This is a genomic window from Cellulomonas sp. P2_F12 (genome assembly GCF_056403775.1).
In genome coordinates this window covers 355,824-379,908 of sequence record NZ_JBFUEV010000001.1, presented here as the reverse complement: position 1 = coordinate 379,908, position 24,085 = coordinate 355,824, and the positions used below count along the sequence as shown (strand labels likewise).

Here is a 24,085-nt window from a genome sequence, read left to right as displayed (position 1 = left end):
GCGCGGGCTAGGCCGCCGCGGTCGCGGGTCGCCTGCCCGCGGCGGTCGTGGCGAGGTGCCGCGCGACGTGCTCGGCGTCGCGGCCGACCCCGTGCACCATCGCGGACGAGAACGCGTACTGGAACGGCAGCCCGACGAAGTACAGGCCAGGCACCGACGGCACGATCCCGCGCTCGGTCACCGGGTAGCCGTCCTCGCCGAGCGGCGCCGGCTCGACCCAGCGGAAGTCGTCGCGGAACCCGGTCGCCCACACGATCGAGCGCGCCTCCACGACGGTCCCGTCGTCGAGGACGGGTCGACCCTCGCGCACGTCGACCACGCGGGCCTCGAGGTGCCGCACGCCGGCCGCCGCCAGGTCCGCCTGCTTCACGCGCAGCAGCGGCGCCCCACCGGCCCGGACGACCGGCTGCATCCGACGCCCGACGGGCGTGCGGACCGTCAGCACGTGGCTGGCCACCGTCGGCAGCAGCAGTGCCGAGATCCGCCCCCGCACGCCGCCGTACGGCAGCTCGCCGTGGACCCGCCCGGCGAGGACCACGTCGTGGCCGGCCCGCGCGAGCTCCAGCGCGAGGTCCGCGCCGGAGTGGGACGCGCCGACCACGAGGACGGGACCGTCCGGGAGCTGTCCGGGGCGCCGGTAGTCGGTCGAGTGGAGCTGCACGACGGCGGGATCGATGCCCGTCGCGAGGGCAGGGGTCCACGCGTCGCGGTGGCCGCCCGCCGCCACCACGAGCGTCGAGCACGACAGCTCGCCGTCCGACGTCTCGACCCGGAAGCCGCCGCTCGCCCCGCGCACCCGCTGGACGCTGACCCCGGTCCGCACCGGCAGGTGCAGCTCGGCGGCGTACCGCTCGAGATAGTCGGCCATCTGCCCGGCGGTCGGGAACGACCAGCCCGGCGCGGGGAACGGCAGGCCGGGCAGGCTGTCCGACCGGGCCGGGGTGAACAGCCGCAGGGAGTCGTACCGCTCGCGCCAGCTGTCCCCGACCCGGTCGTGCGCGTCCAGGGCCACGCACGGCAGCCCGCGCCGGGTGAGGTGGTAGGCCGTCGCCAGCCCGGCCTGCCCGGCACCGATGATGATCGTCCGCTCGTCCATGGTCCTGACCTCCGTCGTCGTCGATGCGTCCGACGCTAGGAGGGCCGGGGGCGGCGGACATCGGGCGTCCTGCCCATGCCGGGCGCCCCGGTGTGGGCAGTTCTGCTCACGGGGCGGAGCGCTCGACGATGCCGTGGTCGTAGGCCCAGGCGGTCGCCGCCGACCGGGACTGCACGTCGAGCTTCACGAAGATGTTCGACACGTGCCGCGCGACCGTGCGCTCGGACAGCGTCAGCGCGGACGCGACCGCGCGGTTCGTGAGCCCGGTCGCGACGAGCCGGAGGACCTCGACCTCGCGCGGGCTGAGCGGGCCGCGGGAGCGCACGGAGGACGGCGTCCCGCCCAGCCGGGCGAGCTCCGTCGCCGCGCCGAGCCGTCGGAAGGTCGCCCGGGCGGACTCCTCGTCGAGGTCGGCGTCGACGACGTCCCCGAGCAGCCGGTGCGCCGCCGCGAGGGCCACCCGCGCGCGGGCCACCTCGTACGGCACGTCGAGCTCGAACCAGCCGTCGACGGCTCGTCCCAGCGGCGCCAGCGCGGCGTGCGGGTCGCCGTCGGCCAGCAGCACGGCACCGTCGGCGGACGCCGCGAGCGTGTCGACGCACAACCCGGAGGACTGACCCTGCGCCCGTCGCGCGAGCCGGTCCGCAGCCCGGCGGGCTGCGGCGAGGTCGCCGGCGGCGAGGGCCGACTCGACGGCGGCGGCGAGCATCGCGGGGGAGGGCGCGGGCGCGTCGAGCCGGGCCGTGAGCGCCTCGTGCGCCTCGGCCGCCCGGCCGAGCACCGTCCAGACGAGCGCGAGCCCCGGCATGGGGTCGGCACCAGCCTCGTGCGCGGCGCGGTAGGCGTCCTGCGCCTCGGACAGCTCGCCGCGGAGCCGGTGGACCTCGGCCTTCTGGTACCAGGCGCCGCCGAGGTCCGCCTGCCGCGGGTGCGACAGGGCCAGCACAGCGCCCTCGGCCTCGACCAGCGCACCGTCCCAGTCGTCGGCCTCCAGCAGCACCTGCGAGCGGTGGACGCGGCAGGCGCCGCGGAACGGCACGAGCTCGGGCTGCCGCTCGCACCAGGCGTCGAGCGCGTGGGTCCACTCCCGCGCCCGGCGCAGGTCGAGCGCCTCGCGGCACAGCTGGATGACCGCGCAGTAGACGATGCCGACCACCAGGGCCGACGCGCCGCCCGTCGTGACGGCCAGCATGACCTCGTCGAGGGCGGCCAGGCCCGCGGTCGTCTCGCCCGCCAGGATGAGGACGTGGCCCTCACCGAGCCGGGCGAGCGTCCCGAGGTCTCGGTCCCCGACCCGCGTGGCGACGTCCGACGCGAGCCGGTAGCACCGGAGCGCCTGCGCCGTGTCCTGCTCGGCGATCGCCCGACGCGCCTGCGGCACAGCGAGGTAGCCCGGGACGACCGAGCCCGGGTTCTCGGCCGCGAGCCGTGCGCCGCGCTCCATCCAGCCGGCGATGGCCGCCAGGCGGCCACGGTTGCCGAGGTTCATGCTCGCCCACAGGGCGCAGCGGGCCGCCTTCGCCACCTCGCCGTCGCTCACGAGCGCGTCGAACGCCGACGCGAGCAGGTCGCAGCCCTCGTCGTCGTGACCGCACAGGAGGGCCGCAGCGCCCCAGTCGGCCAGGTCGGCGGAGCCGAGGCCGTCGAGGGCCGCAGCGGTGGCGTAGCTCTCGTACGCGGTCGCCCAGCGCCCACGCGACGACGCCTCGCGCGCACCCTCGAGCACCGTGTCGTGACCCATGGCAGCTCCTCGACCAACGACCGGGCCAACTTAGCGCGTGTGCAGGTCAGGCGCGGGGCCAGACCTTCGGACTGATCGTCCGTCCACGTTGCCGTTCACCAGGCGTCTCGCTAGTTTCATTCCAACGGTCCCGCGTAGATGCGTGCTGGATCGCCGGCCCAACGACGAGAAGGTGACGCGCGTGGCTCTCCCTCCGCTGACTCCCGAACAACGAGCGGCAGCGCTCCAGAAGGCCGCCGCAGCCCGGCAGGCCCGCGCTGAGGTCAAGAATCGCCTCAAGTACTCGCAGGGAACGCTCTCCGAGGTGATCGCGCAGGGGCAGAAGGACGAGACGATCGGCAAGCTCAAGGTCCTCGCGCTGCTCGAGTCGCTCCCTGGCGTCGGCAAGGTCAAGGCCCGTGCGATCATCTCCGAGATCGGAATCTCCGAGACCCGGCGTGTCCGTGGTCTCGGACCGCACCAGGTGAAGGCCCTCGTCGACCGCTTCGGGTGAACGACTCGGGGCGGACAGGGCCTCACCGCTCAGCTCGAGGAGCACCGCACCACCCATGACGACGACGCCTGCCCGGCTGACCGTTCTCGCCGGACCGACCGCCGTCGGCAAGGGGACGGTGTCCGCCGACGTCCGCTCCCGCTATCCCGAGGTCTGGCTGTCGGTGTCCGCGACCACGCGGCCGCCGCGGCCCGGCGAGGTCGACGGGGTGCACTACCTGTTCGTGTCGGGCGACGAGTTCGACGCGATGGTGTCCCGCGGCGACCTCCTCGAGTGGGCGGTCGTGCACGGACGCAACCGGTACGGCACCCCGCGGCGACCCGTCGAGGAGCGGCTGGCCGCCGGCAAGCCGGCCCTCCTCGAGATCGACCTGCAGGGCGCCAGGCAGGTCCGGGAGTCCATGCCGGACGCGCACTTCGTGTTCCTGGCCCCGCCGTCGTTCGCGGAGCTGGAGCGCCGCCTGGTCGGGCGCGGGACCGAGGACGCCGAGGAGCGTGAGCGTCGGCTGGCGACCGCGCGCGTGGAGCTGGCGGCCGAGGCGGAGTTCGACCAGGTCATCGTCAACGACGACGTCCACCGGGCCACCGACGAGCTGGTCCGCGGGATGGGCATCCCGACCAGGTAGGATGGGACCAGTCCCACCCCTTTCACTTACGGGAGATCACCGTGTCCGGAACCGTCGCCGCCCCCACCGGCATCACCGACCCGCCCATCGACCGTCTGCTCGAGCGCGCCGACTCCAAGTACGCGCTCGTCCTGTACTCGGCCAAGCGCGCGCGCCAGATCAACGCCTACTACTCGCAGCTCAACGAGGGCCTGCTCGAGTACGTCGGGCCGCTCGTGGACACGCGCCCGCAGGAGAAGCCGCTCTCGATCGCCATGCGCGAGATCGACGCCGGCCTGCTGACGTCCGAGGCCACGGAGGGCTGACCGCCCCACCATGCGCATCGTCCTCGGCGTCGCGGGCGGGATCGCCGCCTACAAGGCTGTCCTGCTGCTGCGTCTGCTGCGTGAGGACGGCCACGCCGTCCGTGTGGTCCCCACACGGGCAGCGCTCGAGTTCGTCGGGCGTGCGACCTGGGAGGCCCTGTCGGGCCAGCCGGTGACCACCGACGTCTTCGAGGACGTCGACCAGGTGACGCACGTCGCGGTCGGCAAGCAGGCGGAGCTCGTGATCGTCGCCCCGGCGACCGCCGACCTCCTGGCCCGGGCCGCCGCGGGGCAGGCCGACGACCTGCTGACGGCGACCCTGCTGGTGGCCCGCTGCCCGGTGCTCCTCGCCCCGGCGATGCACACGGAGATGTGGGAGCACCCCGCCACCGTCGCGAACGTGGCGACGCTGCGCTCCCGCGGCGTGCACGTGCTCGACCCGGCCGCCGGCCGGCTCACCGGCACGGACACGGGTCTCGGGCGCCTCCCCGACCCCGAGGACATCGCGGCCGCGGCGCTCGCCCTGGTCGCCGACCGCCCGCGTGACCTGGTCGGCCGGCACGTCGTGGTCTCGGCCGGAGGGACCCGCGAGCCCCTCGACCCGGTCCGGTTCCTCGGCAACCGCTCGTCGGGCCGCCAGGGCGTCGCGTTGGCCCGCACGGCCTACGCCCGGGGTGCTCGCGTCACGCTCGTCGCCGCGAACATCGACGTCCCCGTGCCCCCCGGCGTCGACGTGGTGCTGGCGGAGACGGGTGCCGAGCTGCGCGACGCGGTGCGCGCGGCGGCGAAGGACGCCGACGTCGTCGTCATGGCGGCCGCCGTCGCCGACTACCGGCCGCGGACCAGCGGCGGGACCAAGATCAAGAAGCAGCCCGACGGCGCCCCGACCGTGCTCGAGCTCGTCGAGACCGCCGACATCCTCGCCGAGCTGGCCGCCGACCGGCTGCGGCCGGGGCAGGTGGTGGTCGGCTTCGCCGCCGAGACCGGCGACGAGACGGGCAGCGTGCTGGACCACGGCCGGGCGAAGGCGCGCCGCAAGGGTGCCGACCTGCTGGTCGTGAACGCGGTCGGGGGCGGGCGCGGGTTCGGCAGCGACGCCAACGACGTGACGATCCTCGACGGGACGGGCGCGGCGGTCGCCGGGGCGAGCGGCAGCAAGGACCAGGTGGCGGACGCCGTGTGGGACGCCGTCCTGGCGCGCGGCTGAGATCGGACACCCCGCGCCCGGGTCGCCCATTACGCTGTCGGCCATGACCGAGCCCGACCTGCGCCTGTTCACGTCCGAGTCCGTCACCGAGGGGCACCCGGACAAGATCTGCGACCAGATCTCCGACGCGATCCTCGACGCGATCCTGGAGCAGGACCCGCAGGCGCGGGTGGCGGTCGAGACGATGGTGACCACCGGACTGGTGCACGTGGCCGGCGAGGTCACCACCAGCGCGTACGTCGAGATCCCGCAGATCGTCCGCCAGGTGGTCCGCGGCATCGGCTACACCTCGTCGGCGATCGGCTTCGACGGCGACTCGTGCGGCATCTCCGTGTCGATCGGGCAGCAGTCACCCGACATCGCGGCCGGCGTCGACAAGGCCATCGAGGTCCGCGAGGACGGGTCCGACATCGACCCGCTGGACGCCCAGGGCGCCGGCGACCAGGGCCTGATGTTCGGCTACGCCAGCGACGACACGCCGACCCTGCTGCCCCTGCCGATCTGGCTCGCGCACCGCCTGGCCGAGCGCCTGACGCTGGTGCGCAAGGAGGGGATCGTGCCGGGGCTGCGTCCCGACGGCAAGACGCAGGTCACCATCGGCTACGACGGCGACCGCGCGGTGCGGCTCGACACCGTCGTCCTGTCCACCCAGCACGACCCCGACGTGCACCTCGAGACCACGCTCCGGCCGGCGATCGCGGAGCACGTCATCGCGCCCGTCCTCGAGACGATCGGGCTCGACAGCTCGGACTTCCGGCTGCTGGTGAACCCGACCGGCACGTTCGTCGTCGGCGGGCCGCAGGGCGACGCCGGGCTCACGGGCCGCAAGATCATCGTGGACTCCTACGGCGGGATCGCCCGCCACGGCGGCGGCGCCTTCTCCGGCAAGGACCCGTCGAAGGTGGACCGCTCGGCCGCGTACGCCATGCGGTGGGTGGCCAAGAACATCGTCGCAGCCGGTCTGGCGCGGCGCTGCGAGGTCCAGGTGGCCTACGCCATCGGCAAGGCGAACCCGGTCGGCCTGTACGTCGAGACGTTCGGCACCGAGACCGTGCCGGTCGCGCGCCTGACGGCGGCCATCCGCGAGGTCTTCGACCTGCGCCCCGCCGCGATCGTGCGGGACCTCGACCTGCTGCGGCCCATCTACCGCAAGACCGCCGCGTACGGGCACTTCGGCCGCGAGCTGCCGGAGTTCACCTGGGAGCGCACCGACCGCGTGGCGGACCTGCAGTCCGCGGTGCGCTGACGCCGCTCGTTCCTGCCGCGCAGGCACCTGCTCCGACGTCGGCGGTCGGTGGTGTGATGAGGCCGTGGACGTGAGCGGCGGTGGCGAGCAGCTGATGCTCGAGGGCCTGCCGCAGCCTCGGCGCCGTGCGCGGGCCGTCGCCGGCGGGGTGCCCGTCGCCGAGCACCTGCCGGTCGCGCGCGTCTGCCTGGACCTCGTGCCGGCGCACCTCGACCGGGTCTTCGAGTACCTCGTGCCCGCGACGCTGGCGGACACGGCGATCCCCGGCACGCGCGTCAAGGTGCGGTTCGGGGCGCAGGAGGCCAACGGGTACGTGCTGGAGCGGGTGGCGGAGGCCGAGCACGACGGCGCGCTGGTGACGATCCGGCGGGTCGTCTCCGCGGAGCCCGTGCTCACCCCGCAGGTCGCGCGCCTGGCCCGGGCGGTCGCGGACCGGTGGGCGGGGACGCTGAACGACGTGCTGCGCCTCGCGATCCCGGCCCGGCACGCGCGCGTGGAGGCCGAGGAGCCGCCACCGGCCGCCGAGCCGTCGGCGCCCTCGTCGTCGGCCACCGCGTGGACGCCCTACCGGGGCGGCGGGGCGTTCCTGCAGCACCTCACGGCCGGCGGGGCGCCGCGAGCCGTCTGGTCCGCGCTGCCGGCCGCGGCGGGCGAGCGGTGGCCCGACGCGATCGCGCAGGCCGTCGCCGCGTGCGTGCTCGGTGGTCGCGGGGCGCTCGTCGTGGTGCCCGACGCCCGGGACATCGACCGGGTGCTCGGCGCGCTCGAGGACGTCGGCATCCCGCGCTGGGCACCGGGGTCGGTGGGGGGAGCCGTCCGGCTCGCCGCCGACGACGGGCCTGCCGCGCGCTACCGGTCGTTCCTCGCCGCGCTGCGCGGGCAGGCGCGCGTCGTCGTCGGCACACGCGCGTCGGCGTTCGCGCCGGTGCAGGACCTCGGGCTGGCCGTCGTGTGGGACGACGGCGACCCGCTGCACGCCGAGCCGCGCACGCCCTACCCGCACGTCCGTGAGGTGCTGGCCCTGCGCTCGGAGCTCGAGGGCTGCGCGCTCCTCGTGGCGGCGCACGCGCGCAGCGTCGAGGCGCAGGCGCTCGTCGAGTCCGGCTGGGCGCGGGAGGTCGCCGCCGACCGGGCGACGACGCGCGCCCGGTCGGCGCGGGTGCTCGCCCTGACGTCCGTAGAGCTGGCGCGCGAGGGTCCCGCCGCGGCGGCGCGCCTGCCCGCGCCGGCGTGGAAGACGCTCCGCGACCGCCTGGCGGACGGACCGGTCCTCGTGCAGGTGCCCCGCGCCGGGTACGTGCCGGCGGTCGCGTGCGGCCGGTGCCGGGCGTCAGCGCGCTGCGGCGTCTGCCACGGTCCGCTCGGGCTGACCAGCGCCTCCGGAGTCCCGACCTGCGGCTGGTGCGGCCGGCTGGCCACCGACTGGCGGTGCACCGAGTGCGGCGCCGGGGCGCTGCGGTCGGTCCGGGTCGGGTCGGAGCGGACGGCCGAGGAGCTCGGTCGGGCGTTCCCGGGCGTCCCGGTCCGGGTCTCCGGCGCGCGCGCGGCGGGCGGGGTGCTGGCCTCGGTCACGGACGTGCCTGCGGTCGTGGTCTCGACCCCCGGGGCGGAGCCGGTGGCGCCCGGCGGCTACGCGGCGGCCCTCCTGCTCGACGCGGCGGTCAGCACCGCGGGCGCGTCGCTGCGCACGGGGGAGGACGCGCTGCGCCGGTGGCTCACGGCCGCGGCGCTGGTGCGGTCCGCGACCGACGGCGGCGTCGTCGTGCTCGTCGGGGACGCCGAGGAGCGGGCCACGCAGGCGCTGGTGCGCTGGGACCCGTCCGGGTACGCCTCCCGGGAGCTGGCGGAGCGGGCCGAGCTCGCGCTGCCGCCGGCCGTGCGGATGGCCGCCGTGACCGGGCCGCGCGACGCCGTCGACACCCTGCTGGCGCGGCTGGACGTCCCGGACGCGGAGATCCTCGGTCCGGTCCCGGCCGGGGAGCCCGAGGCGGGTGCGCTGGAGCCGGACGTGCGGGCGATCGTCCGGGTGCCGCGTGCCCACGGGGCGTCGCTCGCCCGGGCCCTGGCGTCCTCGCTCGCGGTCCGCAGCGCGCGCCGCGAGGGCGGGTCCGTGCGCGTGCAGCTGGACCCGACGGAGCTGGGATGAGAGACGGATGAACGGGCGGATCGACACGGTCGTCTTCGACCTCGGCAACGTGCTGGTCCGGTGGGACCCGTACCGACCGTTCGCCGGGCGCCTCCCCGACCGGGAGGTCCAGGCGTTCTTCGCCGACGTCGACTTCATGGCGTTCAACCACCACCAGGACGCGGGCCGGTCGTGGGCCGACGCGCGGTCGGCGCTCGCCGCCAGCGACCCGGTGCACGTCCCGGCGCTCGACCTCTACATCGAGCACTTCGCGGACACGCTGGTCGGGCCCGTGCCGGGCTCGGCCGAGCTGGTGCGCGACCTGTCGGCCCAGGGTGTGCGGCTGCTCGGGCTCACCAACTGGTCGGCCGAGACCTTCCACCTCGCCGAGCCGGCCGCTCCCGCGATCGGGCTGCTCGAGGACGTGCTGGTGTCCGGCGAGGTCGGTGTGGCGAAGCCCGACCCCCGGGTGTTCGCGCTGCTCGCGGAGCGCTTCGGCCTGGACCCGCGCCGGACGGTGTTCACCGACGACTCCGCCACGAACGTCGCCGCGGCCGCCCGTGCGGGCTTCGACGCCGTCCTGTTCACGTCTGCGGACCAGCTCCGTGCGGACCTCGTCGCGCGCGGGGTCGGGCTCTCCCGCACCTAGGATCGACGCCATGCGACTGCTCTTCGCCGGAACTCCCGCGGCCGCGGTGCCGTCGCTCGAGGCGCTCCTCGCGTCCCGCCACGAGGTCGTCGCCGTGCTCACGCGCCCGGACGCGCGGGCGGGCCGCGGCCGGGCGTCCGCGCAGAGCGAGATCAAGACGCGCGCGCTGGAGGCCGGGCTCGAGGTCCTCACGCCGCAGCGCCCGCGCGACGCCGACTTCCAGGCCCGGCTGGCCGAGCTGGCCGTCGACGCGGCACCCGTCGTCGCGTACGGCGCCCTGATCCCGCCGGCACTGCTCGACGTCCCGGTGCACGGCTGGGTGAACCTGCACTTCTCCGTGCTGCCCGCCTGGCGCGGCGCGGCGCCGGTCCAGCACGCGATCATCGCCGGGGACGAGGTCACCGGCGCCTCGACGTTCCGGCTCGAGGCGGGCCTGGACACGGGGCCGGTGTTCGGGTTCCTCACCGAGACGATCCGCCCCCGTGACACGTCCGGTGACCTGCTCGGTCGGCTGGCCACCGCCGGGGCCGGGCTCCTGGTGCAGACGCTCGACGCCCTGGAGGACGGGATCCTCAGCCCGGTCCCGCAGACCACGGACGGGGTCAGCCTCGCGCCCAAGATCGAGGTCGAGGACGCCCGGGTGCGCTGGTCGCACCCGGCGCACGCGGTCGACCGGCGGGTCCGCGCCTGCACCCCGGCGCCCGGTGCCTGGACGACCCTGCCCGACGGGTCCCGGCTCGGACTGGCGCCGGTCGTGCCCGTCCCGGACGTCGACGACCTCGCGCCCGGCGAGCTGCGCGTCACGAAGCGCGAGGTGCTGGTCGGCACCGGCGGGCACGCGGTCCTGCTGACCGAGGTGACCCCCGAGGGCAAGCGCGCGATGGCCGCGCCGGACTGGGCCCGGGGCGCGCGCCTCGACGACGCCACGGTGCTCGGAGGTGCGGCATGAGCGGTGAGGACCGGCGCGACGCGAGCGGTCGGCAGCGCGGCGCGGCCCGGTCGCAGGGCCGCACGCAGCGCTCGGCGGCGGCACCGTCCCAGCGCCGCCGCGGCAGCGACCCGGCGCGCACGGTCGCCTACGACGTCCTGCGGGCGGTCGACGGCTCGGACTCCTACGCCAACCTCGTCCTGCCGCCGCTGCTCCGGGAGCGCCGGATCACCGGACGCGATGCCGCGTTCGCCACGGAGCTCGCCTACGGCACCCTGCGCCTGCGCGGCCGGTACGACGCCGTGATCGCGCAGGCAGCCGCCCGCGCGGTCGACACGATCGACGCACCGGCGCTGGACGTGCTGCGGCTCGGCGTCCACCAGCTGCTCGACATGCGGGTGCCCGCGCACGCCGCGGTCTCCGAGACGGTCGGGCTGGCCCGCGAGCAGCTGGGCACCGGACCGTCCCAGTTCGTCAACGCCGTCCTGCGCGCCGTCGGCCGCGAGTCGCCCGAGGTGTGGGAGCAGCGGATCGCCGACGCCGCGGGCGACGACGTGCTCGCCCGGCTCGCCGTCGTCGAGAGCCACCCGCTGTGGGTGGTCCGCGCGCTGCGTGAGGCGCTCGTCGGCAACGGTCGGTCGGCCGACGAGATCGGCGCGCTCCTGGCGGCCGACAACGTCGCCCCCCGCGTGACCGTCGTCGCGCGTCCGGGCCTCGCCGGGACCGCCGAGGTGGTCGACGACGCCGGAGACGGGACGGGGACACCCGGCGTCCTCGCGCCGACCGCGGTCATCCTGTCCGGCGGGGACCCGGCGGCGCTGTCCAGCGTCCGCGACGGTCGCGCCGGCGTGCAGGACGAGGGCAGCCAGCTGGTCGCCCTGGCCCTCACGGAGGCACCGCTCGACGGTCCCGACGAGCGGTGGCTCGACCTGTGCGCCGGACCCGGCGGCAAGGCGGCGCTGCTGGCCGCGGTCGCGGGGGAGCGCGGTGCTCGGATCGTCGCCAACGAGGTGCAGCCGCACCGCACGCGGCTGGTGGAGCAGGCGCTGCGCGCGGTGCCGGCCGACGCGGTCGAGGACGTCCGCACCGGCGACGGCCGCACGGTCGGCACCGACGAGCCCGGGTCGTACGACCGCGTGATGGTCGACGCGCCCTGCACCGGGCTCGGGGCGCTGCGGCGCCGGCCCGAGGCCCGCTGGCGGCGCACGCCGGGCGACCTCGCCGGGCTCAGCGCGCTGCAGCGCGACCTGCTGGTGTCGGCCCTGCGGGCGGTCCGCCCCGGTGGCGTCGTCGCGTACGTGACGTGCTCGCCGCACCTCGTCGAGACGCAGCTGGTGGTCAAGGACGCAGTCCGCGCCGCAGGCCGGGCGGGCATCGAGGTCGAGGCGGTCGACGCGCGGGCCGTCGTCCGCGGCATCGCGCCCGGCGGCGCGGTCGAGCTCGACGACGCCCGCACCGACGTGCAGCTCTGGCCGCACGTGCACGGGACCGACGCGATGCACCTGACGCTCCTTCGTCGCACCTCCTGAGCCCTCTACGCTGGCCGGGTGCCTGCACTGATCAACCCGAGCATCCTGTCCGCCGACTTCGCCAACCTGGAGCGAGACCTCCGGGCGATCTCCGCCGCCGACTACGTGCACGTGGACGTCATGGACAACCACTTCGTGCCCAACCTGACGCTCGGCCTGCCGGTGGTGAAGCGGATCGCCGAGGTCTCGCCGATCCCGCTCGACGTGCACCTGATGATCGAGGACGCCGACCGGTGGGCCCCGGAGTACGCCGCCGTCGGCGCTGCGTCCGTCACCTTCCACGCGGAGGCGACGCAGGCGCCGGTCCGGCTGGCCCGTGAGCTCCGCGCGAGGGGGGTCCGGGCGGGGATCGCGCTGCGGCCCGCCTCGCCGGTCGAGCCGCTGCTCGACCTGCTCCCCGAGTTCGACATGCTGCTGGTGATGACGGTGGAGCCGGGCTTCGGCGGGCAGTCGTTCATCGAGGGAATGCTCCCCAAGATCCGCCGCGCCCGGGCCGCGCTCGACGCGTCGGGCGGCGCCACCTGGATCCAGGTGGACGGGGGAGTCGCGCGCGACACCGTCGGCCGGATCGCCGCCGCCGGCGCGAACGTGTTCGTCGCCGGCTCGGCCGTCTACGGTGCGCCCGACGTCGCCGCCGAGATCGTGGCCCTCCGCACCCTGGCGGACCCGGGCGCCTGACCGGCGGGAATGCCCGGCGGGAATGTGCCGTGTGGCATGATCGTTGGCGCAGTACGAACACATACACGTGCTCCGGGGTCGGTGTAATTCCGAGCCGGCGGTGACAGTCCGCGACCCGCACGATCCGCAAGGATCGGGCGGTTGACCTGGTGGAACTCCAGGACCGACGGTGAAAGTCCGGATGGGAGGATCACGTGGCGGCGCCGTCGCGCCGTGGTTGCGGGACTCTTCCTGCCGCCCTCACCCCGGAGCCCTGGCGCCTGGAGGTGACGCATGGCCAGCACCGACCGCGAGCTGACGGCGATGCGCCGCGCTCTCGAGCTCGCCCGCCGCGGTCCGGCCAACGACCCGAACCCCCGCGTCGGCTGCGTACTGCTCGGTCCGGACGGCGACGTCCGCGGCGAGGGCTGGCACCGCGGCGCGGGCACGCCGCACGCGGAGGTCGCCGCACTCGCCGACGCCGCCGCGCGCGGCGAGTCGACGCGGGGTGCCACCGCCGTCGTGACGCTCGAGCCCTGCAACCACAACGGCCGCACCGGGCCGTGCTCCGAGGCGCTGATCGCGGCCGACGTGGCGCGCGTGGTCGTCTCGGTCGACGACCCGAACCCCCTCGCGGCGGGCGGCGCTGCCCGCCTGCGGTCCGCCGGGGTGGACGTGCAGACCGGCGTGCTCACGGACGAGGGGCGCGCGGTGCTCGGCGCGTGGCTGCCGTCGATCGAGCGCGGCCGGCCGTTCGTCACCCTGAAGCTCGCCACGTCGCTGGACGGCCGGATCGCCGCTGCGGACGGCTCGAGCCGGTGGATCACGTCCGAGGTCTCGCGGCACCACGCCCACGACCTGCGCGCGGAGGTCGACGCCATCGCCGTCGGCACCGGCACCGCCCTGGTCGACGACCCGTCGCTGACCGCGCGGAACGCCTCCGGCGAGCTGCACGGGCACCAGCCCCTGCGCGTCGTCGTCGGCCACCGCGACCTGCCCCCGGACGCCCGCCTGCACGGCCCGGGCGGGGAGCTGCTCCACCTCCGGACGCACGAGCCCGCGGAGGTGCTGGCCGTGCTCGCCGAGCGGGAGGTCCGCCACCTGCTCGTCGAGGGCGGGCCGACCCTCGCCGCCGCGTTCGTCCGCGCCGGGCTGGTCGACGAGGTCCACGCCTACGTCGCGCCCGTCCTGCTCGGCGCAGGCCCGCCCGCCCTGTCCGACCTCGGCGTCCTCAGCATCGGCGACGCCGTCCGACTGACCACCCGCTCGATCATCCCGCTCGGCCCCGACGTCCTCGTCGTCGCGACCGTCGACCCGCACAGCACCACGGAGGCGCACTGATGTTCACCGGAATCGTCGAGGAGATCGGCACGGTCGAGGCCTTGGAGAACGGCCCGGACGGGACGGACGCGCGCCTGCGGGTCCGCGGACCGCTCGTGGTCTCCGACGCCCACCTGGGCGACTCCATCAGCGTCTCCGGCGTGTGCCTCACGGTCACCGAGCTGCCCGGCGACGGCACGTTCTTCGCCGACGTGATGCCGGAGACCCTGCGGCGCAGCGCGCTCGGCGACGTGGGCGTCTCCAGCCCGGTCAACCTCGAGCGTGCCCTGGCCGTCGGCGGTCGCTACGGCGGCCACGTCGTGCAGGGGCACGTCGACGGCGTCGGCACGATCCTGAGCCGCACGCCGGGACCGCGCTGGGACGACATCGAGATCGGCCTCGCCCCGGAGCTCGCGCGGTACGTCGCCGAGAAGGGCTCCATCGCCGTGTCCGGCATCTCGCTCACGGTCACGCACGTGACCGACGAGTCGTTCGGCGTCTCCCTCATCCCCACCACGCTCGAGGCGACGACCCTCGGCACGCTCGCGCCGGGCGCGCGGGTCAACCTGGAGGTCGACGTGCTGGCCAAGTACACCGAACGGCTGCTCTCGGCGGCGGGGGTGCTGCGATGAGCGCCCCCGCGGGCGTGCGGCTCGGGACCGTCGAGGACGCCCTCGAGGCGCTGCGGGCGGGTCGTCCCGTGCTGGTGGCCGACTCCCCGGACCGGGAGAACGAGGCGGACGTCATCCTCGCCGCGCAGTCGGCGACGCCCGAGTGGATCGCCTGGACCATCCGGCACTCGTCCGGCTACCTGTGCGCACCCATGCCGGCGTCCCGCGCGGACGCGCTCGACCTGCCGCTGATGGTGCCGAGCAGCCAGGACCCGCGCCGCACGGCCTACACGGTCACGGTCGACGCCGCCACGGGCGTGACGACCGGCATCTCGGCGTCCGACCGCGCCCGCACCCTGCGCGTGCTGGCCGATCCGGCGTCGGGCCGCGAGGACCTGATCCGGCCCGGGCACGTGCTGCCGCTGCGCGCCGTGCCCGGCGGCGTGCTGCACCGCACCGGCCACACCGAGGCCGCCGTGGACCTCTGCCGCCTCGCGGGTCTCGAGCCCGTCGGTGCCATCGCCGAGCTGGTCAACGACGACGGCTCCATGACGCGGCTGCCCGCGGCGTCGGCGCTGGCGGAGGCCGAGGGGCTCGTGCTGCTGACCATCGAGGACATCGTCACCTGGCGCATCGAGCACGGCGACGACGTGACGGCCGAGGTCGCGGTCGCCGCGCCGCCGAAGGACCGGGTGCACGCCACGCACACCGCGTACCTGCCGACGAAGCACGGCGACTTCCGGATCCACGGCTACCGCGACCTGCGCACGGGCGCCGAGCACGTCGCGCTCGTCCCGACCGCCGGGCTCGCGGCGGCACCCGTCGTGCGCGTGCACTCGGAGTGCCTCACGGGCGACGCGTTCGGCTCGGCCCGCTGCGACTGCGGGCCCCAGCTGGACGCCGCGCTCGAGCTCGCCGCCGAGCAGGGCGGCGCCGTCATCTACCTGCGCGGGCACGAGGGCCGCGGCATCGGGCTGCTGGCCAAGGTCGCGGCCTACGCGCTCCAGGACGAGGGCCGGGACACCGTCGAGGCGAACCTGGACCTCGGCTGGCCCGCCGACCGGCGGGAGTACGGGGCCGCCGCGGCGATCCTCACGGACCTCGGCGTCGAGCGCATCAGCCTGCTGACCAACAACCCCGCCAAGGTCGCCGGCCTGCGCGCCCACGGGATCGACGTCGCGGAGATCCACAGCCTCGAGGTCGGTCTCACCCCGCAGAACGAGGCGTACCTGCGGACCAAGGCGACCTCCATGGGCCACCTGCTGCACCTGCCCGCGGGGACGGAGCGGGAGCCGATCGCGGTCGCCCCCGTGCACGCGACACCGGCGACACCCGGCGCCGACCACGACGACCACGCGTTCGAGAACCTGGAGGACCTGGCATGAGCGGTGCTGGAGCACCCACCCTGACCGTCGACGGCACCGGCCTGAAGGTGGTCGTCGTCGCCGCGAGCTGGCACACCGTCGTCATGGACGGGCTGCTGGCCGGTGCGCAGCGCGCCCTGGCCGCCGCGCACGTCGAGGACGTCACGGTCGTCCGCGTGCCGGGCACGTTCGAGCTGCCCGTCGCCGCGCAGGTCGCCGCTGCGGGCGGTGCCGACGCCGTCGTGGCGCTCGGCGTCGTGATCCGGGGCGGCACGCCGCACTTCGAGTACGTCTGCCAGGGCGCGACCCTGGGCCTGACGGACGTCGGGATCCGCACGGGTGTGCCCGTCGGGTTCGGCGTGCTCACCTGCGACAACGAGGAGCAGGCGCTCGACCGCGCCGGCCTCGAGGGCTCCCACGAGGACAAGGGCGCCGAGGCCGCCGAGGCCGCCGTCGCCACCGTGGTCGCGCTGCGCGCGCTTCGTCCCGACCCGTCTAGAGTGCCCGCGTGAAGACCTTCGACACCCTGTTCGCCGAGCTCTCGGAGAAGGCCGTGACCCGCCCCGCGGGCTCCGGCACGGTCGCGGAGCTGGACACCGGCGTGCACGGCATCGGCAAGAAGGTCGTCGAGGAGGCCGCCGAGGTCTGGATGGCCGCGGAGTACGAGTCGCAGGAGCGGACGGCCGAGGAGATCTCCCAGCTCCTCTACCACCTGCAGGTGCTGATGATCGCGCGCGGCCTGACGCTCGCCGACGTCTACACCCACCTCTGAGGAGACCGACCGTGCTGAGGATCGCCGTCCCGAACAAGGGCTCCCTGTCCGAGCCCGCCGTCGAGATGCTCAAGGAGGCCGGGTACCGCCAGCGTCGCGACTCCCGCGAGCTCGTGCTGCCCGACCCGGACAACGACGTCGAGTTCTTCTTCCTGCGCCCGCGCGACATCGCCGTGTACGTCGGCGCGGGCACGGTCGACGTCGGGATCACAGGCCGTGACCTCATGCTCGACTCGGAGTCCGCGGCCGTGGAGCACCTGCCGCTCGGGTTCGCCCGCTCGACGTTCCGGTTCGCCGGCACGGCGGGCGAGTGGACCGACGTCGCGCAGGTCGGCGGCCGTCGGGTCGCGACGTCCTACCCGGTGCTGGTGGGCTCGTACCTGAGGTCGCTGGGCATCCACCCCTCGGGCGTCGTGCGCCTCGACGGCGCCGTGGAGTCGGCCATCAAGCTGGGCGTGGCGGACGTGATCGCGGACGTCGTCGAGACGGGGACCACCCTGCGCGCCGCGGGCCTGGAGATCTTCGCCGACCCGATCCTGCGGTCCGAGGCCGTGCTGGTGCGCCGCTCCGACGGCGACGAGCCCGCGGGCCTCGACGTCCTCACGCGCCGGATCCAGGGCGTCCTGACCGCGCGCGAGTACGTGCTCATGGACTACGACGTGCCGCTCGAGCTGGTGGACGCGGCCGTCGCGATCACGCCCGGCCTGGAGTCGCCGACCGTGTCCCCGCTGCACAACCGCGACTGGGCGGCCGTGCGGGCGATGGTCCGGCGCGACCAGACCAACCGCGTCATGGACTCCCTGTACGACATCGGTGCGCGCGCGATCCTCGTCACGTCGATCCACGCGTGCCGGCTCTGACCGGCACCGCCGTGGACGATCTCACGGCCCCGTTCCGGCCCCGGCTGGCGCGCGTCGTCACCCTCACCATGGCGGTCGTGGTGATCGTCCTGACGGTGGCGCTCATGCTGGCGCTGCCGATCCTCACGGCCGGCGACCAGCTCGGGTTCGCGATCGTGGGCGGTCTGATCGCGGGGTTCCTCTGGCGGCAGGCCTCGGTCGTGGCGCGGGTGGACGACGACGGGCTGACCGTCCGGAACCTCGTCTTCACCCGCCGGCTCGAGTGGGCCGAGATCGTGTCCGTGCGGTTCGGGTCCGGCCGGCCGTGGGTGCAGCTGGACCTCGCCGACGGCGACACCCTGGCCGTCATGGGCATCCAGCGGGCGGACGGAGCCCGCGCCGACGCCGAGGCCCGGCGGCTCGCGACGCTCGTCGCGATGCACACCGGCACGCCCCGGGACGACTAGAACCCGCCGCTGAGGAAGTTGAACGGCCCGAGGTCGATGTTGTGGGTCCGCACGTAGGCCTGGATGTCGTCCCAGAGGTCGGCGGTGACCCCGGAGGCCAGGTCGACGACGACCGTCTGCGCGACGATCGAGCCCGTGAACCCGGCGATGGCCTGGGCGACGTGCGGAACCAGTGCCCCGGCGAACTTGCCGGCCAGTCCTCCGCCCGTCGCGCCCAGGGCCTGGCCGACGCTGTTCACCGGCGGAGGGGTCACCAACGGGGGCGGGGGCGGGTTCGGGTCCGCCCGGGCGGCGTTCCTGAGCGAGTCCAGCGGCCCCTCGCCCGCGGGAGGCTTCAGGCCGCTGAGCGCCCCGAGCGCCGCGCCGACCACCAGCCCGATGATCGCGCCGACCAGCACCTTCTCCATGATGTCGCCGATGCCCCCGTTGCGGCCGCCGGCGAAGCCGCTGGCGAAGCCCATCGCGGCGCCGTTGATCGCCCCGGTGACGGCACCCGCGACCGCACCGGCGGCAACGCTGCCGCCGGTGAGACCGAGGCCGCCCGCGACGGCCGGACCCGCGATGGCCGCCCCGAAGGCTGCCCATCCGCCGACGGCACCGCCGACCAGGACTCCGAGGACGACGTCGCCGGCGTCCCCGCCCGCCCGGGCCGCCGCGATGCCCCCGATGACGCCGCCGGCGACGACGCCGATGACCGTCGCCGCGAACACCGCGGTCCACGTCACGGAGATGCCGGTGGCGCCGAGCGCGATCGACGGCGCCGCCCCCGCGCCGAACGTGAACACGGAGACGACGACGATGACCGCGATGATCGCGATGGTGGCCACGACGGCGGCGAAGATCTTCCAGAACTCGCGCCCGCTCGGGTCGATGTAGCTGGTCGGGTTGTCCCGGCAGTAGGCGTAGGAGTTCCAGGCCAGGGGATCGGCGGCGTCGGTCACCATCGGGTCCGGGGAGAGGAACCTCCCGAGCGCCGGGCAGTACCACCGAGCACCGAGCAGGACGAGCGGTGGCGCGTCGACGCCCGACGCGGGACCGGCCAGCGCGACGGGCGCCAGCCCGGTGCCGAACGACTGCGGCACGGCCCCGACGCCGGTGCGCTCGAGCACCTGCCCGTACGGCCCGTACCGCACGCGCAGCACCACCTGCCCATCACCGTCCGTCAGCGCCACCACGGAGCCGAGGTGGTCGCGGTGCAGCCACGTCGTGCGGGTACGCGCGGGCGTGGCCGGACCGCCGGTCGGAACGGCGCGGCGCCGCGCGACGATCGCCCGGCCGTCGGTGACCTGCAGGACGAGGCCGTCGTCGTCCACGCTCACCAGACCGTCGGGCGACCAGGTGCGTGACGTCGCGCCCGCGCCCGACACCTCGTGGAGGGCCAGCCGGCCGGCGTGGTCGTACCCGTACCGGTGGACCGTGCCGGTGCTGAGCGCGACCCGGCGCAGCATCCCGCGGGCGTCCAGCGTGTGCGTGCCCCACGGCGCGCGCGTGACGTGCCCGGTGTCGTCGTACGCGTACCGGCCGCCGCCGGCCGAGGTCACGCAGCTGGGGGCGGCGCCGTCCTGGCCGTACAGGTACTGGCCGACGTCGGAGGCCGTCGTGAGGTTGCCGGCGTCGTCGTACGCGTAGCTCCACACCTGAGGCACGGGCGGCGCCACGCCGTCGGCCGCACCGAGGCCGTCGGCGCGCACGAGCCGCGACAGCTCGTCGTACGCGTACGCCCAGGTCTGCGCGGGGGTCGGCCCCGTGATCGACGCGACGTTGCCGAGGGCGTCGTGGGTGTACGTCACGTCCCGCACGTCGACGATGGCGCCGGCGGTGACGGCGAGCCGCGACGTGGCGCGCCAGCCGGTGAGCGGGTCGTGGGTGTCGGTCTGCTCGACCCCGTTGGCGTACCGGACCCGGGTGCGGTGATCCATGAGGTCGTAGTCGACGGCCACGATGACGTCGTCGATGCCCGTCAGCCGACCGGCCGCGTCGTAGCGGTACCCGACCACCGAGCCGTCGGGGTACGTGACCGCCGAGGTGAGCCCGTCGGGCCGGTACGCCGTCCGGAGCGTGAGGACGTCGGAGCCGGGCCGGGTCATCGTCTTACGGGCGACCCGGCCGCGCTCGTCGTAGTCGAGCACGGTGCTGCCGACCTCGTCGTCGACCCGGAGCAGGCGACCTCCGGCGGTGTGCGCGCCGGCGTCGGCCGGGGCGGGCGCGGCGGCGTCGTGGTACGTGAAGGTCGCGACGGGGGCCGCCGCGGGGTCGTCCTCGCGGATCGCGACCAGGCGGTCGCCGGCGTCGAAGCTGCGCAGCACGCGGTGCGTCCCGGCCCGCGTCTCCACGGTCCGGCCGGCGGCGTCCAGCACGATCACCGAGGCGGCCTCCGGGCGCTCCGTGGCCAGCACGCGACCCAGCAGGTCGTAGCGGAACACCGTCCGGGCGCCCGTCGGACCCTGCTCGACCAGCAGCGACCCGCTCAGCGCGAACGTGAACGTGCTGGTCAGCGTCCGGCCGTCGAGGTGCTGCTCGATCGCGACCGCCTGACCGGTGGCGTCGAGGCGACGGATCGTCAGGTGGCCCGCCTCGTCGGACTCCTCGACGCGACCGGGCAGGTACCGCACCGTGGCGACCTCGCCGTCAGCCCGGGTGGCGCGCAGGAGCCGGCCCAACGGGTCGTACTCCATGACCGAGTGCGGCCGCGCCGGGTCAGGCGGGTCGTAGGCCGGGCCGGCCGCGCGGTACGGCAGGTAGGACTCCGTGACCAGCCCGCGGGCGCCGTACGCGTGGGACACCTGGACGACCTCGGGGCCGGCGCCGGCCGCCGCCGGGGCGGACGCGTCGAGCACGCGGCGCTGCAGCAGCCGGCCCTCGCCGTCGACCAGCTGACGCTCCCGCAGGCGGGGCAGCTCGCCACCCGCGTCCGTGCCCGCCCGCCTGGTGAGGGAGACGCTGACGGGCAGCGCGGACGTGTCGTAGGCGTGCGCCGTCGTCGGGGTCACGGGGGAGTCGCCGGGCTCGATCAGGTGCACCGGCCGGGCGAGCGCGTCGAACGTCGCGACCGAGACCGCGCCCGAGGGCTCGACGACCTCGAGCGGCTGGTACGAGCGCAGGTCGAACGTCGCGCGGACCTCGTTGCCGACCGCGTCGCGCACCCGTACCGGATAGCAGGCGGTCGGGTCGAGCTCCAGCTCGGTCATCGCGCCCAGCGCGTTGCGGACGGTCCCGTGCACCACGCCGTCGGCCGCCACCGTCCGGGTGTACTCCGCGGAGCGGACCCACCAGCCGGCGGGAATCGCGACGGACTCGGTCCCGGTCGCGCCGGCGGCGGGGACGGACGCGGCCCGGTGCTCGTAGCCGAGGGCGGCCCAGTCCGGCTGCGCAGCGCCGTAGACGTCGGCCACGAGCTCGTCGGGGAGCGCGAACGAGGACCGCCCGGTCGTCAGACCCTGCGCCCCGACCTGCCCGAACGGCCGGCCGTCGTACTCGGTCCGGGTGTCGGCGAGCAGCGCGCCCGCACCGTCGGTCTGGACGATCCGGCACGCCCGCTGGGCGAACCGGCCGGTGGGGTCGACGGCGTACTGCGTGTACGTGTGCAGCTGCCCGGTCGGCGCGGCCCCGGTCTCGAACGTGGCCTCGACGGCCTCGGCGACGTTGCCGACGGCGTCCCAGGCCAGCTGCTCGGTCACGACGCGTCCCACCGGCAGGGCTCCGCCCTCGAGGACCTCGCGATCGGTCCGCACCAGCCGGGGGACCACCGTGATCGCGTCCGGGCTGTCGTCCACGCGCCACGTCTGCTCGATCCGGTGCAGCGGGAGCCCGGCGGCCAGCGGCGTGGAGGGCGCGGCGTCGTCAAGGCCAGCGGCGACCTCGAGCCGGAAGAGACGCCCGCGCACCGCGCGCAGCCGCCGCCGCTCCGCGGCCGTCCCGGGCTCCGCGCCGGTCGACGGGTCGACACCGGTGTGGAACCAGCGGGTGGTCAGCGCGGCAGCCACCCGGGCGTCGCCGTGCGTCAGCTCCTCGACGCGCCCGAACCCGCAGACCTCGCGCAGAACGGGGTCGTAGCGGCCCTCGTGGTACCGGAAGTCGGTGTCCGTCGCCGCCCCGGTGGTCGTCTCGGCGACGCGCACGCCGGCCACCACCGGCAGCACCAGCGGGAACGAGCCCGTCCACGCCTGCCCGGCCACTCGGTCGCGCTCCGACTCGCGGGCGGAGGTCGTGTACCGGATGGACGTGACCCGGCCCACCGAGTTGTCGATCGAGGTGAGCAGCCCCGGCCGGGCGCCCCCGAGGAGGTCGAGCGCGAACCAGCGGGCCCGTCCGGACGGCAGCGGCGTGCTCCACACGACGGCGGGGACGCCCGTGCCGAGCAGGTCCGCCACCCGGACGTCGTCCATGGCACCAGTCGGCAGGTGGCGCACCGTGCGCGGCGACTCGAACCCGTCGCCGGACCGGTTCGGCCACCAGGTGAGCGTGCCGTCGCCCAGCACGACGACGTCCGCGGACCCGTCGCCGTCGACGTCCACCACCAGCACGCGGGAGGGGTCGACGTCGAAGGGGAGCGTCGGTGCACCCGTCATCCGGACCGCGTCGCCGAACGTGCCGCGGCCGAGGTGCGGCCAGTAGGTGACCCCGGCGCCGTCCACCCGGACCACGTCGGGGGTGCCGTCCCCGGTCATGTCCGCCAGGTGCACGTGGGGGTCGGCGAGGTCGGCCGGGGGGCCGTCGGGGGTCTGCGGGACCACGTCGGGACGCTCCACCCAACCCGCCGCGTCCTCGGTGCGCCGGGCCAGCAGCAGCGCGCGCCCGTTGCTCCAGACCAGGTCGCCGAGGCCGTCGCCGTCGAGGTCGACCAGGCGGGCCTGCGCCGCGCCGATCGCGACCGACGGGCCGCGCGTCCACGTGACGGGCCGCCCGAGGCCGTCGGCGCCGCGGGGCTGGTAGCCGCGGGCGGGGACGTCGGAGCGGACCAGGTCGGCGAACCCGTTGCCGTCCAGGTCGACGAGCGCGATGCCGGCCGCCGCGTCGGCGAGCTGCGGGAGCTCGCCGACCAGCCGGGGCCGTCCCCACGTCCCGGCCTCGTCGGGCCAGACGCGCGTGACCCCGCCCGGCGACACCTCGACCAGGTCGGGCAGACCGTTGCCGGTCCAGTCGAGCAGCTCGACCCGCGACCGGCGGTCGCCGGCGGCCCCCAGCCCGGGAGGTGCGGACCTCTCGTCGCGGCAGGGCACGGCGGTCAGCCTCGGGGCCGACGCCCCCGCGTACGCGAGGCGCAGCGGCGGAGCGTCCAGGCTGGAGGAGTCCGCCGCGACGCCCGTGAGCGTGACCGAGGCGAGCAAAGACACGCCGCTCGGGTCGGCGGCGGCGTACCCGAACGACCAGCGGCGCACGAGGGAGGGCTCACCCGCGGGCGGCGCGGCCAGGTGCAGCTCGACGCTCGCGCAGCGTCGGTCGGTGACCAGCACGAACCCCGCGCGCGACCATCGCAGCACGTCGGGCCGCGGCTCGTGGTCGAGCCGCACCTCGAACGGGCCGTAGGCGACGGAGGCGAGGTACCGCTGCGCGCCGTCGGCCTCCCACGTGAGCTCCGCGGACGTGCCGAGGTTGTCCTCGATCCGCGCGAGCAGCCAGGTCAGAGGCACGCCGCCGACGCCGGGCACCCGGGACTCCGCGGACGTGCCGAGGTGGAAGCGCGTGCCGGACCGGTCGGTCGCGACGAACCCACCGGCGTCACCGGCGGCGGGGTCGGCGTGCGCGACGCGCCACTCCCCGGACTCCACCTCGGGCCGCAGGCCGGCCGCGGTCCGGAGCAGCGGGCCGGCGCCCGCGAGCACGAGGGTGTCGGTCTCGTCGTAGCGCGGCAGACCACCGGCCGTCGACCGGGTCAGGCTCGGCAGCGCGAGCGCCCAGCCGAGCCCGAAGGGACCGTTCGCCGCCGACGAGTCGTACCGCAGGGACAACCGGGGGCCGATGTCGTTCGGGCCGTTGGGCAGGTCGATCGGGACGACGAGCCCGCCGGTGCCGCTGGAGAGGTCCGGCGTGAAGGTCTCGCCGAGGCCGCCCGTGCCGCCCCCCTTGGGCAATGACGGGGTCTGCGTGGAGAAGCCGATCTCGGTGGGCATG

General features: G+C 75.6%; 20 protein-coding genes and 1 riboswitch. Of the genes, 17 read left to right on the top strand and 3 right to left on the bottom strand.

The window, feature by feature from the left end:
* Positions 1-7: 7 nt before the first annotated feature.
* Positions 8-1,096, bottom strand: coding sequence for a flavin-containing monooxygenase (locus AC1DWH_RS01715; protein ID WP_477092209.1), 1,089 nt, complete (start codon positions 1,094-1,096; stop codon positions 8-10).
* 106 nt (positions 1,097-1,202) lie between these two features.
* Positions 1,203-2,837: a LuxR C-terminal-related transcriptional regulator gene (locus tag AC1DWH_RS01710; RefSeq protein WP_477092208.1), complete on the bottom strand. Its 1,635-nt coding sequence runs from the start codon at positions 2,835-2,837 to the stop codon at positions 1,203-1,205.
* 181 nt (positions 2,838-3,018) lie between these two features.
* Here AC1DWH_RS01710 and mihF point away from each other — a divergent pair, with 181 nt between their 5' ends.
* The 17 genes from mihF to AC1DWH_RS01625 all read left to right on the top strand — a co-directional run bounded on the left by mihF (position 3,019) and on the right by AC1DWH_RS01625 (position 17,974).
* Positions 3,019-3,330, top strand: coding sequence for an integration host factor, actinobacterial type (mihF, locus tag AC1DWH_RS01705; protein WP_013771131.1), 312 nt, complete (start codon positions 3,019-3,021; stop codon positions 3,328-3,330).
* Between the two features lie 55 nt (positions 3,331-3,385).
* Positions 3,386-3,955, top strand: coding sequence for a guanylate kinase (gmk, locus tag AC1DWH_RS01700; RefSeq protein ID WP_477092207.1), 570 nt, complete (start codon positions 3,386-3,388; stop codon positions 3,953-3,955).
* Between the two features lie 41 nt (positions 3,956-3,996).
* Complete coding sequence (gene rpoZ, locus AC1DWH_RS01695; RefSeq protein WP_028046344.1) at positions 3,997-4,260, top strand: DNA-directed RNA polymerase subunit omega; 264 nt, start codon at positions 3,997-3,999, stop codon at positions 4,258-4,260.
* 10 nt (positions 4,261-4,270) lie between these two features.
* Positions 4,271-5,467, top strand: coding sequence for a bifunctional phosphopantothenoylcysteine decarboxylase/phosphopantothenate--cysteine ligase CoaBC (coaBC, locus tag AC1DWH_RS01690; RefSeq protein WP_477092206.1), 1,197 nt, complete (start codon positions 4,271-4,273; stop codon positions 5,465-5,467).
* 43 nt (positions 5,468-5,510) lie between these two features.
* Positions 5,511-6,713, top strand: a complete 1,203-nt coding sequence (metK, locus tag AC1DWH_RS01685) for a methionine adenosyltransferase (RefSeq protein WP_477092205.1) — start codon at positions 5,511-5,513, stop codon at positions 6,711-6,713.
* A gap of 94 nt (positions 6,714-6,807) precedes the next feature.
* The gene (locus AC1DWH_RS01680) at positions 6,808-8,859 is read left to right on the top strand and encodes a primosomal protein N' (RefSeq protein ID WP_477092723.1); all 2,052 of its coding nucleotides are present in this window, start codon (positions 6,808-6,810) and stop codon (positions 8,857-8,859) included.
* Positions 8,860-8,866: 7 nt separating this feature from the next.
* Complete coding sequence (locus AC1DWH_RS01675; RefSeq protein ID WP_477092204.1) at positions 8,867-9,487, top strand: HAD family hydrolase; 621 nt, start codon at positions 8,867-8,869, stop codon at positions 9,485-9,487.
* A gap of 10 nt (positions 9,488-9,497) precedes the next feature.
* On the top strand, positions 9,498-10,436 hold the full coding sequence (gene fmt, locus AC1DWH_RS01670; RefSeq protein WP_477092203.1) for a methionyl-tRNA formyltransferase: 939 nt from the start codon (positions 9,498-9,500) through the stop codon (positions 10,434-10,436).
* The gene (locus AC1DWH_RS01665; RefSeq protein WP_477092202.1) at positions 10,433-11,944 is read left to right on the top strand and encodes an RsmB/NOP family class I SAM-dependent RNA methyltransferase; all 1,512 of its coding nucleotides are present in this window, start codon (positions 10,433-10,435) and stop codon (positions 11,942-11,944) included. The genes fmt and AC1DWH_RS01665 overlap by 4 nt, the downstream gene beginning before the upstream one ends.
* A gap of 18 nt (positions 11,945-11,962) precedes the next feature.
* The gene (gene rpe, locus AC1DWH_RS01660) at positions 11,963-12,622 is read left to right on the top strand and encodes a ribulose-phosphate 3-epimerase (protein ID WP_477092201.1); all 660 of its coding nucleotides are present in this window, start codon (positions 11,963-11,965) and stop codon (positions 12,620-12,622) included.
* A 64-nt stretch (positions 12,623-12,686) separates the two neighbouring features.
* Positions 12,687-12,819, top strand: a riboswitch (FMN riboswitch).
* Between the two features lie 76 nt (positions 12,820-12,895).
* Positions 12,896-13,942 carry a bifunctional diaminohydroxyphosphoribosylaminopyrimidine deaminase/5-amino-6-(5-phosphoribosylamino)uracil reductase RibD gene (gene ribD, locus AC1DWH_RS01655; protein ID WP_477092200.1) on the top strand — a complete coding sequence of 349 codons (1,047 nt, stop codon included), beginning with the start codon at positions 12,896-12,898 and terminating at the stop codon, positions 13,940-13,942.
* On the top strand, positions 13,942-14,553 hold the full coding sequence (locus tag AC1DWH_RS01650) for a riboflavin synthase (protein ID WP_456844061.1): 612 nt from the start codon (positions 13,942-13,944) through the stop codon (positions 14,551-14,553). The genes ribD and AC1DWH_RS01650 overlap by 1 nt, the downstream gene beginning before the upstream one ends.
* On the top strand, positions 14,550-15,917 hold the full coding sequence (ribB, locus tag AC1DWH_RS01645; RefSeq protein ID WP_477092199.1) for a 3,4-dihydroxy-2-butanone-4-phosphate synthase: 1,368 nt from the start codon (positions 14,550-14,552) through the stop codon (positions 15,915-15,917). The genes AC1DWH_RS01650 and ribB overlap by 4 nt, the downstream gene beginning before the upstream one ends.
* Positions 15,914-16,408: a 6,7-dimethyl-8-ribityllumazine synthase gene (gene ribH, locus AC1DWH_RS01640; RefSeq protein ID WP_477092198.1), complete on the top strand. Its 495-nt coding sequence runs from the start codon at positions 15,914-15,916 to the stop codon at positions 16,406-16,408. Before ribB ends, ribH begins: the two co-directional genes overlap by 4 nt.
* On the top strand, positions 16,405-16,668 hold the full coding sequence (locus AC1DWH_RS01635; protein WP_456844064.1) for a phosphoribosyl-ATP diphosphatase: 264 nt from the start codon (positions 16,405-16,407) through the stop codon (positions 16,666-16,668). The genes ribH and AC1DWH_RS01635 overlap by 4 nt, the downstream gene beginning before the upstream one ends.
* An 11-nt stretch (positions 16,669-16,679) precedes the next feature.
* A complete protein-coding gene (gene hisG, locus AC1DWH_RS01630; RefSeq protein ID WP_477092197.1) occupies positions 16,680-17,528 on the top strand; it encodes an ATP phosphoribosyltransferase in 849 nt (282 codons plus the stop codon).
* Positions 17,516-17,974, top strand: a complete 459-nt coding sequence (locus tag AC1DWH_RS01625; protein WP_477092196.1) for a PH domain-containing protein — start codon at positions 17,516-17,518, stop codon at positions 17,972-17,974. Before hisG ends, AC1DWH_RS01625 begins: the two co-directional genes overlap by 13 nt.
* On the opposite strand, the gene AC1DWH_RS01620 is transcribed toward AC1DWH_RS01625, so the two are convergent.
* Positions 17,971-24,084: a toxin TcdB middle/N-terminal domain-containing protein gene (locus AC1DWH_RS01620; protein WP_477092195.1), complete on the bottom strand. Its 6,114-nt coding sequence runs from the start codon at positions 24,082-24,084 to the stop codon at positions 17,971-17,973. The two genes, AC1DWH_RS01625 and AC1DWH_RS01620, sit on opposite strands and share 4 nt — an antisense overlap.
* Position 24,085 lies beyond the last annotated feature (1 nt).

Coding starts and splice junctions, on each gene's coding strand:
- AC1DWH_RS01715 (WP_477092209.1), bottom strand. CDS start 1,096: ATGGACGAGCGGACGATCATCATCGGTGCCGGGCAGGCCGGGCTGGCG.
- AC1DWH_RS01710 (WP_477092208.1), bottom strand. CDS start 2,837: ATGGGTCACGACACGGTGCTCGAGGGTGCGCGCGAGGCGTCGTCGCGT.
- gmk (WP_477092207.1), top strand. CDS start 3,386: ATGACGACGACGCCTGCCCGGCTGACCGTTCTCGCCGGACCGACCGCC.
- coaBC (WP_477092206.1), top strand. CDS start 4,271: ATGCGCATCGTCCTCGGCGTCGCGGGCGGGATCGCCGCCTACAAGGCT.
- metK (WP_477092205.1), top strand. CDS start 5,511: ATGACCGAGCCCGACCTGCGCCTGTTCACGTCCGAGTCCGTCACCGAG.
- AC1DWH_RS01680 (WP_477092723.1), top strand. CDS start 6,808: ATGCTCGAGGGCCTGCCGCAGCCTCGGCGCCGTGCGCGGGCCGTCGCC.
- AC1DWH_RS01675 (WP_477092204.1), top strand. CDS start 8,867: ATGAACGGGCGGATCGACACGGTCGTCTTCGACCTCGGCAACGTGCTG.
- fmt (WP_477092203.1), top strand. CDS start 9,498: ATGCGACTGCTCTTCGCCGGAACTCCCGCGGCCGCGGTGCCGTCGCTC.
- AC1DWH_RS01665 (WP_477092202.1), top strand. CDS start 10,433: ATGAGCGGTGAGGACCGGCGCGACGCGAGCGGTCGGCAGCGCGGCGCG.
- ribD (WP_477092200.1), top strand. CDS start 12,896: ATGGCCAGCACCGACCGCGAGCTGACGGCGATGCGCCGCGCTCTCGAG.
- AC1DWH_RS01650 (WP_456844061.1), top strand. CDS start 13,942: ATGTTCACCGGAATCGTCGAGGAGATCGGCACGGTCGAGGCCTTGGAG.
- ribB (WP_477092199.1), top strand. CDS start 14,550: ATGAGCGCCCCCGCGGGCGTGCGGCTCGGGACCGTCGAGGACGCCCTC.
- ribH (WP_477092198.1), top strand. CDS start 15,914: ATGAGCGGTGCTGGAGCACCCACCCTGACCGTCGACGGCACCGGCCTG.
- AC1DWH_RS01620 (WP_477092195.1), bottom strand. CDS start 24,084: ATGCCCACCGAGATCGGCTTCTCCACGCAGACCCCGTCATTGCCCAAG.